The sequence below is a fragment of the Streptomyces laculatispora genome (assembly GCF_017353455.1).
GTDB classification, from domain to species: Bacteria; Actinomycetota; Actinomycetes; order Streptomycetales; family Streptomycetaceae; genus Streptomyces; species Streptomyces laculatispora.
On sequence record NZ_JAFMPZ010000221.1, the window covers coordinates 1 to 13,116 of the forward strand.

Genomic DNA, 13,116 nt, shown 5'->3' on the forward strand with positions numbered 1-13,116 from the left:
GACCTCGCGCCGCCGCCGACGAGTCTCCGTCGGCGGCGGCGCGAGGTCGGCGCGATGCGTGTGTCAGTGGAAGCTCAGCGAGGCGGAGCCGGGTTCGGCGGAGAACGAGCCCGGGCAGAGGAAGCTGCCGGAGCTCTTTGACGCGGTGAACGCCTGGTTCCGGTAGGCGCGGGTGGAGCCGTCACGGGTCCACCCGACGTTCGTCGCCTTGTAGCTGCAGGTGACGATGGACTGCTTCACCGTGATGTCGATGAGGTCGGACGTCGCCGTGCCCGCCGCGTCGTCGAAGGTGACGGCCGGGTCGTTGTTGAGGGTGGCGCTCGTGCCGCCGCTGCAGCTCAGGCTGCTGTTGACGGTGGCGTGGTCGATGGTCAGGCCGGCGGGCGGGTCCGCGCTGGCGGTCGCGTCGGTCCAGGTACAGGTGCTGCCCGCGGCCGCGATGCTGCCGTCGACCCGCTGCGAGGCCGCGGGGCCCGCGCTGGCCGCGGCGGACGCGCCCGCGGTGACCGCGAAGGCCAGGGCGGTGACGCACAAGAGTTTCGGTGTGAGCCTCATGTCACTCCTTCTTGCCACGCACTTGTGGGGGTGTTGGGTGCAGGCCCGTCCGCGTCCGTGGTGAGGGGGGCGACACGGCTCCGGGCACGCCATGGAAGGTCCCACAGAAACCCTCAACTTGCCATGTACGCGTCAACAACTGACTGGATGGTGCCCCTGTCGACGGGGGGCGGGGCCGACAAGGGTCTGACAGCCTCGGCCGACCCCGCGAGGAAGACCAGCCGCGTACCGCTGTCCAGTCCGCATCCGGGACTCCACGGTCGAAGAGGGCCCCCAACTCGCCCTCTCCCCCGCCACTTGACCGAACTTCGTCACGTACCCGGTTCAGGGCTGAGCGCCCGCCTGCCACTTGTCGAACTCCCAGGCGGGATGGCTGTCGCCGAGGTACGGCAGGTGCTCGTCCCAGTCGGCGGCGGTCAGCGCCGCCGCCGGCCGGACGGTGATGTCGCCCGCGTCATCGATGTCGAAGCCCCAGGAGAAGCCGGCCAGCGGCAGCACGCAGCGCTGTTCACGGTCCAGGGGGGTGTACGCCAGAAAGCTGTGCGCGAGCCAGGCCAGGGGACGGCGTTCGGCCCGTGACGGGGCGTCGAACAGGGTCGGCTTGTGGCCGAAGAAGGCATACGGGGAAGGCGCGTCCTCGAAGAGGATGAACGGGTCCATGTCGAAGCCTGCGCCGCCCGTGGTGTTGTCCGTGGACCGGACGAACTGGACCCAGCCGAACATGGCCCGGTATCCCCTGCCGGGATAGGACACGGTGGAGGTGCAGCACGGAAACCCCTGCGAGGCAGGGTGCTTACCGATCGTCAGCGGATCATCGACCTGCTCAAGGCTCACGGTCACGCTGCCGGACTCACCATCGTGGGTGAAGGGAAGGATCATTCCCACACTCTGGCGAGGGTCCGCCGTCGGCTACAAGGGCGATATCAGGTCGCGCCGGTCGGCCACGGTGGCGTAGCGGACGCCGGGCCCCGGCGCCGGGGCTTTCTAGTCTGGCCGACATGCCAACAGACAACAACGCGTTCACCGTGAGCGGCGGCGTCGAGGTGCCCGCTCCCCTCCCCGGCACGCTGTGGACCGTCGGAGCGGTCATCCTCAACGCGGACGGCGCGGCGTTCGCGCAGAAGCGAAGCCCCGACCGCCGCCTCTTTCCCGACACGTGGGACATCGTGGGCGGCCATGTCGAGGCCGGTGAACCGCTTCTGCACGCGCTGGCCCGGGAGGTCGAGGAGGAGACCGGCTGGCGGCTGCGCCATGTGCGGCGGTTTCTCGGCACCAGCACATGGACGGGCAACGACGGAGCGGGCCCGCGTCGCGAGGCGGACTATCTCGTCGAGGTCGAAGGTGACTTGAGCAGCCCCGCCCTGGAATGGTCCAAGCACTCCGCCTACGACTGGTTCACCCTGGGCGGCCTCGACCGCCTCAAGGAGAACCGTGCGCCCGGAGAGTTCCTGATCCACGACCTGATCGCACGGGCGCTTCGGGACCACCGGGCGGGAAGGTGACGCCCCCTCACCGCCCGCGCTCGGGCTTCGCGCCGCAAGGGCACGCGGGTCCTTGATAGCGTCGCCCCAGCGACTGCGGAACTCTCCCCGCCGGGGTCGTCGCTCTTCCGGGGCGGCGCTGCCACCACGGGACGGCGGGTGTGGGTGGCAGGGGACATTCATGGCAGGGACGAAGAGAGCCAACGCATGAGCCTCGCGCAGTTGCACTACACCTCCGCAACGTACGGGGACGGTCCGGAAAGCAGCGAGGACGCGGCGATACCCGCCCGTTTCAGCGCAGTTGACGCGGCGATACCCGCGTCGGCGCTGACCGAGGCCGGTCCGCTCCTGGCGTACGAGCCACCGGCCGGCACCCCTCGGCAGGTCACCGACAACGCGCTGCGCGCGCTGCCCGAATCGTTCAGCTTCAGTGTGCTGTCCGACGGCAGCCATCTGCTGTCCCGGACCGTGCCGGTCCGCACCGCACAGCTGTCCTCCCTGCGCTTCCACGCCCATGCGGTCCACCTCCCCGCCGGCACCCAACTGCCGGGCGGGATGCTCCCGATCACCGCCTGCCGGTCGGCGCGCTGGGCCGCCGCGACACCGGACCGGATACCGGCGGTCGATCCGGTCACCGCGCTCACCGCCGCCATCGGCCGCACGGGTGAACGTGAGGGGCTCAACGACTTCGCCGTCTCCCGCGGCCCCTGGCTCGCGGGCGTCCTGGCCGATCTGCGCCGACTGAGCGAGACGGCCGAGCCCTCCAGGGTCGTGCTCGTCGAACGGCAGAGCGCGGATGTGGCCCGGTGGATCGCGCTGGCCGCGGCCGTCCTGCCACCGGAGTGCTCCGAGCGGCTGACCTTCACCACGTACACCCGCCACCCGCACCGCGCCCCGCAGCACATCGTCGGCGTGCTGTCGCAGGACGCGCACGAGCTGTCCGGTTCCGGGTTCCGGGTGCACACCTGCACCGGTCCGCGCCCGGAAGGGGTGGTGGACGACGCCTGGGCCGAGACCGCGGCCCGGATCTGGCGGAGCCGTACGCCGGAGCTGTTCCGGGAGGCGGCCGAGCTGCCCGGGGAGCCGTTCGCCGCCGGGCCGGTGGCGGTGACGGCCCTGTGCGCGGGCATCGCGCTGGGGCCGAACGAGCGGGCCGCCGCCGCCGGCTGGGCCGCCGAGCGGCCCTACGCACTGGACGCGAAGCGCACCCGGCAACTGGTCGACGCGCTGACCGCGCCCGGGGTCGACGACCGCACCGGGGCCGAGTTCGATGCCGCGGGACGGCTGTTCGCCGCGCTGGACGGCCGCTCCCCCGCGACGACCACCGCCCCGCTGGCCGCGATGCTGGTCACCGAAGCGGTACGCGGCGGGAACGGCTCCGTGGAGCTGCCCGGCCGCACGGCGTTCAGCGGTTCGCAGGGCGCGGTCGTCGCCGCTCAGCTCGGCCCGGAGATCCTGACCGAGCTGAGCGGCACGGGGACCGGGCTGGACGTGGCCCGGACCGTGCAGTTGCTGCGGGTGGCCCGGCTGCTCGGCGTGGACTGCGCGGAGCTGCTGCCCGGCGTCGTACGGCGGCTGGCGCCCGCCCTCCTCGCGGACGCGCAGGACGCACCGGGCTGGGCGCCCGCGCTGCTGGAGCTGATGGACGAGCAGTTCGACGTCCGTACGGCGCTGCTCGGCGCACTGGACCGGATCGCGCCGGAGAACCCCGCCGGGGCGGAGCGGCTGCTGGGCCGGGTGGCCCTGCCGTTCACCGGAACGCAGCTGCTGCCGCACCTGCGGATGTGCGCGGAGGCGCCCGAGATCAAGGCGGGCTGCGGCGCCGACCGGGTGGGCGCGATGCACCGGGTGCTGCGGGCCGCCGGGATGTCGCCGTTCGCGGAGCCGCTGGTGCTGCGGACGGCGGTCGGCCTGGTGTGGGAGGAGGATGCTCCGACGGTGGGCGAGGCCCGGCTGCTGCTGGACGCCGCGACATCGGACGCGCACCGGACGGCCGGCACCTGGTCGCACCTGGTCGCCGCGGCACTGAACGCTCCCGCCGACGACGAGGAGGCGCCCGAGCTCGCCCACGACCTGCTGCGCGGCTTCCCGCAGGAGATCGTGGGCCGGTCGCGCGGGGCCCTGCTCCTGCTGGAGTTCGCCCGCGAGCTGCGGTCGGGGTCGGCGGAGCCGGACTGGGCCGAGCGGGTCCGCGCGCTGCGGCCGGGCGCCGAGCCGGTGGAGCCGGGGGTGCTCGGCCACGCCTTCGGCGCCCTGGCCGGGCGGCTGCTCGCCCCGGACGGACCGGAGGCCGAGCTGTACGCCCTCGCGCACAGCGGCGACGCGGACCTCATCGCCGCGTACGACCGGGCCGCGCACGGCCCCGACGTCCGGGCCAGGCTGGAGGCCGACCCCGGCTACGCGGCCGGCTGCTTCGCCGTGTGGACGGCCCACCCGCACGCGGGGACCGAGTGGAGCAGGACCACCGCCGCCCTGCTGGAGGAGGTGCTGCGCCCCGCGGTGCGCGCGCTGTCCGCCGACGGGGTGGCGGCCGTGGAGGAGGCCGTCGGGCGCTCGGGGAGCAGCGGCCGGGCGGAGGCGTTCCGTGACTGGAACCGCCGGAGCCAGGGCACCCTGGGCCGGCTGGGCAGGCGGCTCGCGGGCCGCGTCCGGCGGGGCTGATCCGGCACCCGGCCGCCCCGGGCGGGACCCGTTCCGGGCCCGCGTGTGTCGCGGGGCCCGCGCGGCGCCGGGTACCTTGGTGCTTACCGATCTCGTGGGCCTCCTGGCGGGCTGCGTGAACCCCAGGAGGAACAAGATGACGACGAACCGTGGGCGCAAGGACGTGATCCGGGACCGGATGGCCGCGACCGGTGAGTCGTACAACGTGGCCGCCCGCAATCTCAAGGCGATGAAGGACATGGGCGCCACCCGTGAGGCCGTCGTCACCCAGCGCTGGCGCCCGGCGGACTCCCTCGACCTGCCGTGCCCGTGCGGCGGCACGTGCGAGCCCGGCGAGACGTGCGAGCGGTGCCACGCCCAGCACCGGCACGTGGCGCGTTACCCGGGAAGTGCCACGGAGGTGGAGACCTGGGTGGACCGCTACGAGTGCACTGGCTGCTCCGCCTCGTACACGCTGCTGGTCGAGCTGCCGGGGCGGCCCTGGGGTGTGGCGGAGACGGTGATCCAGGGCGGTTCGGCCGAGGAGGTCGTGCGGGCCCGGGTCTTCCCCGGTGTGGTGCACCCGCTGCTGAAGCCGGAGACGCCGGAGGAGGACTGACGCACGCGCGTCGGTCCTCCTCCGGATCGGGCCCCGGCGTCAGGCGCCGGGGGTCAGCCGCAGTGAGATCGAGTTGATGCAGTACCGCTGGTCCGTCGGGGTCGGGTAGCCCTCGCCCTCGAAGACATGGCCCAGGTGCGAGCCGCAGCGGGCGCAGCGGACCTCGGTGCGGACCATGCCGTGGGTGCGGTCCTGGATCAGTTCGACCGCGTCGGTGTCCTTCGGGTCGTAGAAGGACGGCCAGCCGCAGTGCGACTCGAATTTGGTGTCGGAGCGGAACAGCTCCGCGTCACAGGCGCGGCAGGAGTAGACGCCCGTCGTCTTGGTGTCGGTGTACTCGCCGACGAAGGCGGGCTCGGTGCCGGCCTCGCGCAGCACCGCGTACTCGGCGGGGGACAGCTCCGCCCGCCACTCCTCGTCCGGCTTGTCGATGTCGTACGGCACGGTGGCTCCCTCAGCTCGACAGGTGTTCCAGGATCTGCGGGCCGAGGTCCGTGACGTCGCCCGCCCCCATGGTGAGAACGAGATCGCCGGGCTTCGCCATTCCCGCGACGACCTCGGGGACCCTCTCCTTGTCGTGGACGGCGATGACATCGGCGCCGGCCGCCTGGGCGGCGTCGATGATCAGGGTGCTGGTGATGCCGGGGATCGGGTCCTCGCGGGCCGGGTAGATGTCCAGCACCACGGAGGAGTCGGCCAGCGCGAGGGCCTGGCCCATCTCGGTGCCGAGCTCCTGGGTGCGGGAGAAGAGGTGGGGCTGGAAGACGACCAGGAGGCGGGCGTCGGAGGCCGCGCCGCGCATCGCTTCGAGGTCGGCGGTCATCTCGGTGGGGTGGTGCGCGTAGCTGTCGATGACCTGGACGCCGGCCGCCTCGCCCTTGAGCTGGAGGCGGCGCTTGACCCCGGTGTACTTGCCGAGGGCCGAGGCCAGGTTGTGCGCCGGGATGCCGAGGGCGACGCCGGCGGCGAGGGCGGCCACGGCGTTGAGCGCGTAGTGGCGGCCGGGTACGGAGACGGTGAAGGTGAGGTACTTCCCGTTGAGGACGACCGTGACCTCGCTGGTCAGACCGCGCTGGGTGATCTTGTGGACGCGTACGTCGGCGGTCGCGGCCTCACCGTAGGTGACGACCTTGACCGCGGACAGGTCGCGCACCCGGCGGGTCAGCTCGACGGCGCCGGCCTGGTCGGCGGAGACGACCAGGGTGCCGTCGGGGACGATCTTTCCGACGAAGGTCTCGAAGGAGTCGTAGATCTCGTCCATCGAGGCGTAGTTCGCGTGGTGGTCGAGCTCGACGTTGAGGACAATCGCGACCTCGGGGTCGTACTTCTGGAAGCTGCGGTCGCTCTCGTCCGCCTCGGCGACGAAGATCGCGCCCTCGCCGTGCGCGGCGTTGGTGCCGGGCCCCGCCAGGTCGCCGCCGATCGCGTACGAGGGGTCGAGGCCCAGCTCGGTGAGGGCGACGGCCAGCATCGATGTGGTGGTCGTCTTGCCGTGGGTGCCCGCGACGGCGATGGCCCGCAGCCCGTCCATCAGCGAGGCGAGCGCGTCGGAGCGGTGCACGACGGGGATCGAGAGATCACCGGCGCGCACCAGCTCCGGGTTGTCGGCGCGGATGGCACTGGAGACGACCACACAGGTGGCGTCGTCCGCCAGATGCCCGGCGGCGTGCCCGATGTGGACGGTCGCCCCCAGCGTGCGCAGGGCCTCGGCGGTGGCGGACTCCTTGGAGTCGCTGCCCGCGACCTTCGCACCGCGCCTGGTGAGGATCTTCGCGATGCCCGACATTCCGGCGCCGCCGATGCCGATGAAGTGCGGCCGTTCCATGGCGGCAGGAATACCGGGTGCCATGCGTGTGTCTCCCAGGGTCGGTACGGGTGGGGCCACCCAGCCTATTCGCTGTGCGCGAAGAGCTTGAGCACCGGTACGCCGACCTTGTGCCGGGCGCGGGACGCCCAGTCGCGGTGGAAGAACTCCTCGACGTAGTGCGGCGCGGTCAGCACGATGACCTCGTCCGCCTCCGACTCCTCGACCACGGACGTGAGCTTGTCCAGGGGGTGGGTCTCGATCACTTGTCCGACGGCCTCGGAGCCCGACTGCCGCAGGGCCTCCAGGGACACTTCGAGCGCGAGTTCGGCGGACGCTCTCGCGTTCCTGCCCTCCGGTTCCTCACTCTCGCGGGCCGCTTCCTTCAGTTCGCCCATCGCCAGGTCGTCGATGGCCCGCAACAGCACATCCGCCTGGTCACCACGTGGCTGCATCAGCACGACGAAGGAGATCTGCTCCTCCCCGTGCAGGGTGGTGACGAACTCGACGTCCTCGGAAGTGAGGGCCTTCTCGATCATCAAAACGCTGGTGAACACCACAGGCGCCCTTCTGCTTCAGTGACCGTCGCCGGCCACTGCTGAAACCATCCTTCCCCGCGCTCGCACGGGGTCCGCGTTCCATTCTGCCCACCGAACGCTAACCGGAACGACATATTCCGCTGATTGTCAGATCCGACGGTACCGAGAGAAGAGGAACCCGGCCTCTTCCAGCACCGACGCCAGGGCGAATCGTTCCGGCACAGCCACCGACGGACCGCCCGCGATCCGCTGGGCGTCCCCGGCGGTCAGCATCGGCGCCAGGGTCAGACACATCTCGTCCAGCACGCCCGCCGCCACGAACTGACCGAGCAGCCTGGGCCCGCCCTCCGTCAGCAGCCGCCTGAGACCTCGGTCGGCCAGCTCCCGTACGGCCCTCGCGGGGTCCACCCGGGACCCCTCCCCCGCGATCACCACCTCCGCACCCGCCTCGCGGGCCGCCGCGATCCGGTCCGGGGGCGCGCCCGCGCCGGTCAGCACGAGCGTCGGGACCAGCGGCGAGACGAAGAGCGGAAGCGAGAAGTCCAGATCCAGGCTGCCGCTCACCACGGCGACCGCCGGGGCGGGCCCCTGACCGGCCGCGGCCCGCCGGGCCGCGAAGGCCTCCCGGGCGCGGGCGGGCCGGTACCCCTCAAGACGTACCGTCTCCGCGCCCGCCACGACCACATCGGCCAGACCGCGCAGGGTGCCGAAGATCCGCATGTCGCTCTCGCAGGAGATCGGCTGCGAGCGGCCGTCGTGCTGGGCGGCCCCGTCGAGCGTCGACACCATGTTGGCGCGCAGCCAGGAGCCGTCCGTGTCGGGGTAGGCGTAGGCGTCGGCGAGAGCGTCCAGGCTCCACTCGCCTCGGTCGTCGGCCGCTGTCAGGTCGGTCACAGGGAACAGGCGTCGCATGTTCCGCAGTCTGGCACGGCCTAAGCTGGGGAGTTGTGTCGTCCTTCACCGCCGTGCCGGGGCCCGGCCCCATAGCCGAAACGGCCCCGCTGTCCCTGTGCGCCCTCGAACCGCGCGTACCCGCCGACCGGCTGGTCGCCGAGATGGTGCCGCCGCCGCGCTTCGACTCGGTGCGCTTCGATACCTACGTCCCCGACCCGAACCAGCCGAGCCAGACCGAGGCGGTCAAGGTCCTCGGAGACTTCGCGGCCGGGCTCGGCGGGGCGCACGCCAGCGGGTCCGGGAAGCGCAAGTGGTTCGGGAAGAAACCGACGACGCCCAGTACGCCGCGTGGGGTCTACCTCGACGGCGGCTACGGGGTCGGCAAGACCCATCTGCTCGCCTCGCTCTGGCACGCCACCCCCGCCGCGCCCGGCCTGAAGGCGTTCGGCACCTTCGTCGAGCTGACCAACCTGGTGGGCGCGCTCGGCTTCCAGCAGACCGTGCGGACGCTGAGCGGGCACCGGCTCCTGTGCATCGACGAGTTCGAGCTCGACGACCCGGGCGACACCGTGCTGGTCTCCTCGCTGCTGAGCCGGCTGGTCGAGGCGGGGGTGGCGCTCGCCGCGACCTCCAACACGCTGCCGGGCAAGCTCGGCGAGGGCCGGTTCGCCTCGGCCGACTTCCTGCGGGAGATCCAGGGGCTGTCCTCGCACTTCCGCCCGCTGCGCATCGACGGCGAGGACTACCGGCACCGCGGTCTGCCCGACGCCCCGCCGCCGTTCTCCGAGGAGCAGGTCACCAGGGCCGCGTACGCGACCGAGGGCGCCAGCCTGGACGACTTCCCCGCGCTGCTGGACCATCTGGCCCGCGTCCATCCGAGCCGGTACGGCGCGCTGACGGACGGTCTGCGGGCCGTGTGCCTCACCGAGGTGCAGCCGGTGCCCGACCAGTCGACCGCGCTGCGGCTCGTGGTGCTCGCGGACCGGCTGTACGACCGGGAGGTCCCGGTACTCGCCTCCGGGCTGCCGTTCGACCGGCTGTTCAGCGAGGAGATGCTGAACGGCGGGTACCGGAAGAAGTACTTCCGGGCAATCTCCCGGCTGACGGCGCTGGCGCGCGACGCAAAGGGACTGGTGGCGCAGTAGGTTCGGGGGCGTAACACCGGTCGGGCACGACGGAGTGCCCCGCCACTCCCGTACAACCGCGCATTCCGTTTGAAGGGATCCAGCATGGCTACCACGCGTCAGGCCCACACGGTCTGGGAAGGCAACCTGATCGAGGGCAAGGGCGTCGTCACCCTCGATTCCTCAGGGATCGGGGAGTACCCGGTCTCCTGGCCGTCCCGCGCGGAGAAGGCGAACGGCAAGACCAGCCCGGAGGAGCTCATCGCCGCGGCCCACTCCAGCTGCTTCTCGATGGCGCTGTCCAACGGTCTGGCCACGGCCGGTACCCCGCCCACCCGGCTGAACACCCAGGCCGAGGTCACCTTCCAGCCGGGCACCGGCATCACCGGGATCCACCTCACCGTCGAGGGCGAGGTGCCCGGTCTCGACGAGGCGGGCTTCGTCAAGGCGGCCGAGGACGCGAAGGCGAACTGCCCGGTCAGCCAGGCCCTGACCGGCACGACGATCACGCTCACCGCGTCGCTCGCCTGAGTCCCGCACCGGGCCGCGCACGGCCCGGGACGCGTATGAGGCGCGTATGAGACACGCATGAGGTCGGTGACCCGCATGGTTCCCGCGCGGTGTTACGCGTGGTACACACGTGCGGGTCACTGCTCCTGTCCCCAACAGGAAGTTGCCTCATGTCATCCGCAGCAGAACAACAGCCCGCGACACGACGTCAGGTCCTGGCCGGCACCGGCGCGGCCGTCGCCACGGTCGCCTTCGCCGGGGTGTTCACCGAACTCTTCGCGGGTAGCGCCGCCGCCCACGGGCACGCCGGCTACGGCCCGCTGGTGCCCGATCCCGGCGGACTGCTCGATCTGCCGAAGGGTTTCCGCTACCGGGTACTGTCCCGCGAGGGCGACCCGCTCCGCTCCGGCGAGGGGCCGGTCCCCAGCAATTGCGACGGCATGGCCGCGTTCGCGGGCCGGCGCGGACACGTCCGGCTGGTGCGCAACCACGAGAACCGGGTCACCGCGAACATCGCCGTCCCGACCGTCGAGGGCCTCACCTACGACCCGATGGGCAAGGGCGGCTGCACGGCCCTGGAGCTCGACGGCGACAACCGCGTACTGGGCGAACGCGTGGCCATCGCCGGCACGGCGGTGAACTGCGCGGGCGGGCGCACCCCTTGGGACACCTGGCTGACCTGCGAGGAGACCGAGGACAAGGCCGGCACCAACGGCTACACCAAGGACCACGGCTACATCTTCGAGGTGGACGGCGCCGACCCGCACCGCACCGGAGCCGTGCCACTGACCGCGATGGGCCGCTTCCAGCACGAGGCGATCGCGATCGATCCGCACAACGGAGTCGTGTACGAGACCGAGGACGCGTTCGAGAAGCCGTTCGGGCTCTTCTACCGCTTCCTGCCCAAGAAGCCGCTCGGCGGCACGGGCTCGCTCAGGGCAGGCGGGCGGCTGGAGGCCATGCGGGTGCCGGGCGTCCCGGACCTTTCAGCGGTCCAGGAGACCGGGACGAGCTTCGAGGGGATCGAGTGGGTCCCCGTACCGGATCCGCAGGCCGCCGAGACCCCCATCCGGTTCCAGGACTTCGGACCCAAGGGCATCACCCACGGCCAGAAGCTGGAGGGCTGCTACTGGGGCGGGTCGTGCGTCTACTTCGTCTCCAGCTTCGCGCACAGCTCCCAGGGGTCGGCGGCCGACCACTACGGCCAGGTCTGGCGGTACGAGCCGCAGCGGCGCCGGCTGACGCTGGTCATCGTCTTCGGACCCGGTACGGACATCCAGCTGCCCGGCGAGTCCCCGGACAACATCTGTCTGGCCTCCGACGGCGGTCTGATGGTGTGCGAGGACGGCGGCGGCGCCCAGCACGTGTTCGGCCTGACCAGGCGCGGTGAGGTGTACGCGATGGCGCGCGGCCGGCAGAACATCGGAACGCCCGAGGAGCCGGAGTGGGGCGAGTTCGCCGGGGTCACGTTCGCCCCGGACCACCGGACGATGTTCATGAACTGCTACACGCCCGGGACGACGTTCGCCGTGACGGGGCCCTGGCGCTGACCCGCTGAGAGGCACGCGAGGAAGCAGGGGCAGGGGGCGGCCGTGGATGCGGTCGCCCCCTGGAATTCGCCCCGCGTCGGGGGCCGCCTCCGCCCGCCGCCGTCCGGGGGCCGCCGCGCGGCGGCGCAGCGACGCGGGGCGGCCGGTGACGGTTGATCAGTTATTTTCCACCAATGACAAACTCTGCGCGAAAACTGACGACTATGACCGTTCTGGGAGCGGTGCTCGGAGGTGCACTCGTCGGCTGCGCCGGCACCTCGGGAGACTCCCCCGGCGACAGACCCGCGGCCGCCTCGGCAACTCCCTCCAGAGCTCCGTCGAGCGCGCCTCCCGCCGCGAGGACGCCGTCCGGCATTGCGCCCGGTCCCACCGGTCTGGCCCCCGTCCTCACGCGCGGGCCGAAGAACGCCGCCAAGGTCGTCGCACTCACCTTCGACGCCGACATGACGGCCGACGAGGGGCCGCGCGCGGCCGCGGGTGAGCACTTCGACAACCCGGAACTGATCGCCCTGCTGCGCCGGCTGAAGGTGCCCGCGACGGTCTTCATGACCGGCCGGTGGGCCGAGGAGTACCCCTCGCAGGCCCGGTCCATCGGCACGGACCCACTCTTCGAGATCGGCAACCACTCGTACAGCCACTACGCCTTCACGTCGCCCTGCTACGGACTGCCGACCATGAAGAAGGACGCGATCCGCGGCGAGGTGGAGCGGGCCTTCGGCGCGATCCGGAAGACCGGCGCCCGCAATGTGGTGCCGTACTTCCGCTTCCCCGGCGGCTGCTACGACGACGCCTCGCTGCGCACGCTCGCGACGGAGAAGGTGACGGCCGTGCAGTGGGACGTCGTCAGCGGCGACGCCTTCGCGACGGATGCGGACGCGGTGGCGGAGCAGGTGCTCGACGGGGTGAAGCCCGGTTCGCTGGTCGTCATGCACTGCACCCGCAGCGCGGCGCCGGTCACCGGCCAGGCGGTCAGCCAGGTGGTGCCGGAGCTGCGGAGGCGCGGGTACCGCTTCGTGAAGGTGTCCGACCTGATGCGCGGCTGATCGACACCGTCGTCCGGCGAAGGCACGTCCGCGTCCGGCGGAGGCGCGTCGGCACGGGACGGGTCAGCCCGAGCATGCCGAGCGCTGGGCCTCCTGCCATTCGCAGACCGGGCAGAGCGTGATCCCCTTCACCGACTCGGGGTATTCGGTCGGCTTCCGGCACAGTACGCATTCCGCGAACGGGGGCCCGCCGGCCGCCGCCGAGGACACGGCAGGCGCCTCGCAGTACGACGCGTCCACGCTCTCGTTCACACCCTCATGCGCACCCTGGTCCATGGGGAGGAGCCTACTCATCCGCGTACGGCAGTGAGCTTGCAGGCGACCGCGACGGCCGCCGCCGCGACGGCCGCGGCGCCG

Annotated in this window: 14 protein-coding genes; 7 read left to right on the plus strand and 7 right to left on the minus strand. The window is 72.0% G+C overall.

All coding sequences use genetic code 11. From position 1 onward, the window contains the following. Positions 1-63: 63 nt before the first annotated feature. Together J1C73_RS12545 and J1C73_RS12550 are read right to left on the minus strand one after the other, a co-directional pair. A complete protein-coding gene (locus J1C73_RS12545) occupies positions 64-555 on the minus strand; it encodes a hypothetical protein (RefSeq protein WP_207316442.1) in 492 nt (163 codons plus the stop codon). A gap of 324 nt (positions 556-879) precedes the next feature. Beyond that, complete coding sequence (locus J1C73_RS12550; RefSeq protein WP_207316443.1) at positions 880-1,434, minus strand: hypothetical protein; 555 nt, start codon at positions 1,432-1,434, stop codon at positions 880-882. A 119-nt stretch (positions 1,435-1,553) separates the two neighbouring features. Between J1C73_RS12550 and J1C73_RS12555 the strand changes: the two genes are divergently transcribed. From J1C73_RS12555 to J1C73_RS12565, 3 genes are all read left to right on the plus strand, one after another. Next, on the plus strand, positions 1,554-2,057 hold the full coding sequence (locus tag J1C73_RS12555) for an NUDIX hydrolase (protein WP_207316444.1): 504 nt from the start codon (positions 1,554-1,556) through the stop codon (positions 2,055-2,057). A 186-nt stretch (positions 2,058-2,243) separates the two neighbouring features. Beyond that, positions 2,244-4,697: a GTPase-associated protein 1-related protein gene (locus tag J1C73_RS12560; protein ID WP_207316445.1), complete on the plus strand. Its 2,454-nt coding sequence runs from the start codon at positions 2,244-2,246 to the stop codon at positions 4,695-4,697. A 136-nt stretch (positions 4,698-4,833) separates the two neighbouring features. Then, positions 4,834-5,295: a hypothetical protein gene (locus J1C73_RS12565; RefSeq protein ID WP_207316446.1), complete on the plus strand. Its 462-nt coding sequence runs from the start codon at positions 4,834-4,836 to the stop codon at positions 5,293-5,295. A 39-nt stretch (positions 5,296-5,334) separates the two neighbouring features. Here J1C73_RS12565 and msrB read toward each other — a convergent pair whose 3' ends face one another. From msrB to J1C73_RS12585, 4 genes are all read right to left on the minus strand, one after another. Then, a complete protein-coding gene (gene msrB, locus J1C73_RS12570) occupies positions 5,335-5,739 on the minus strand; it encodes a peptide-methionine (R)-S-oxide reductase MsrB (protein ID WP_207316447.1) in 405 nt (134 codons plus the stop codon). Positions 5,740-5,749: 10 nt separating this feature from the next. Further along, positions 5,750-7,144, minus strand: coding sequence for a UDP-N-acetylmuramate--L-alanine ligase (gene murC, locus J1C73_RS12575; protein WP_207316448.1), 1,395 nt, complete (start codon positions 7,142-7,144; stop codon positions 5,750-5,752). 41 nt (positions 7,145-7,185) lie between these two features. Then, on the minus strand, positions 7,186-7,638 hold the full coding sequence (locus J1C73_RS12580) for an indole-3-glycerol phosphate synthase (RefSeq protein WP_123466207.1): 453 nt from the start codon (positions 7,636-7,638) through the stop codon (positions 7,186-7,188). Between the two features lie 147 nt (positions 7,639-7,785). Then, entirely contained in the window at positions 7,786-8,550 is a 765-nt protein-coding gene (locus J1C73_RS12585) for a pyrimidine reductase family protein (protein WP_123463227.1), read from the minus strand. A gap of 35 nt (positions 8,551-8,585) precedes the next feature. Between J1C73_RS12585 and zapE the strand changes: the two genes are divergently transcribed. The 4 genes from zapE (at position 8,586) to J1C73_RS12605 (ending at position 12,759) form a co-directional block, all read left to right on the plus strand. Beyond that, on the plus strand, positions 8,586-9,677 hold the full coding sequence (gene zapE / locus J1C73_RS12590) for a cell division protein ZapE (protein ID WP_123463224.1): 1,092 nt from the start codon (positions 8,586-8,588) through the stop codon (positions 9,675-9,677). A gap of 84 nt (positions 9,678-9,761) precedes the next feature. Further along, complete coding sequence (locus tag J1C73_RS12595) at positions 9,762-10,187, plus strand: OsmC family protein (protein ID WP_124285482.1); 426 nt, start codon at positions 9,762-9,764, stop codon at positions 10,185-10,187. A 149-nt stretch (positions 10,188-10,336) separates the two neighbouring features. After that, entirely contained in the window at positions 10,337-11,716 is a 1,380-nt protein-coding gene (locus tag J1C73_RS12600) for an alkaline phosphatase PhoX (RefSeq protein ID WP_207316449.1), read from the plus strand. A gap of 203 nt (positions 11,717-11,919) precedes the next feature. Next, positions 11,920-12,759, plus strand: a complete 840-nt coding sequence (locus J1C73_RS12605; RefSeq protein ID WP_207316450.1) for a polysaccharide deacetylase family protein — start codon at positions 11,920-11,922, stop codon at positions 12,757-12,759. A 63-nt stretch (positions 12,760-12,822) separates the two neighbouring features. On the opposite strand, the gene J1C73_RS12610 is transcribed toward J1C73_RS12605, so the two are convergent. Beyond that, positions 12,823-13,035, minus strand: coding sequence for a hypothetical protein (locus J1C73_RS12610; protein ID WP_123463216.1), 213 nt, complete (start codon positions 13,033-13,035; stop codon positions 12,823-12,825). Between the last annotated feature and the right edge of the window lie 81 nt (positions 13,036-13,116).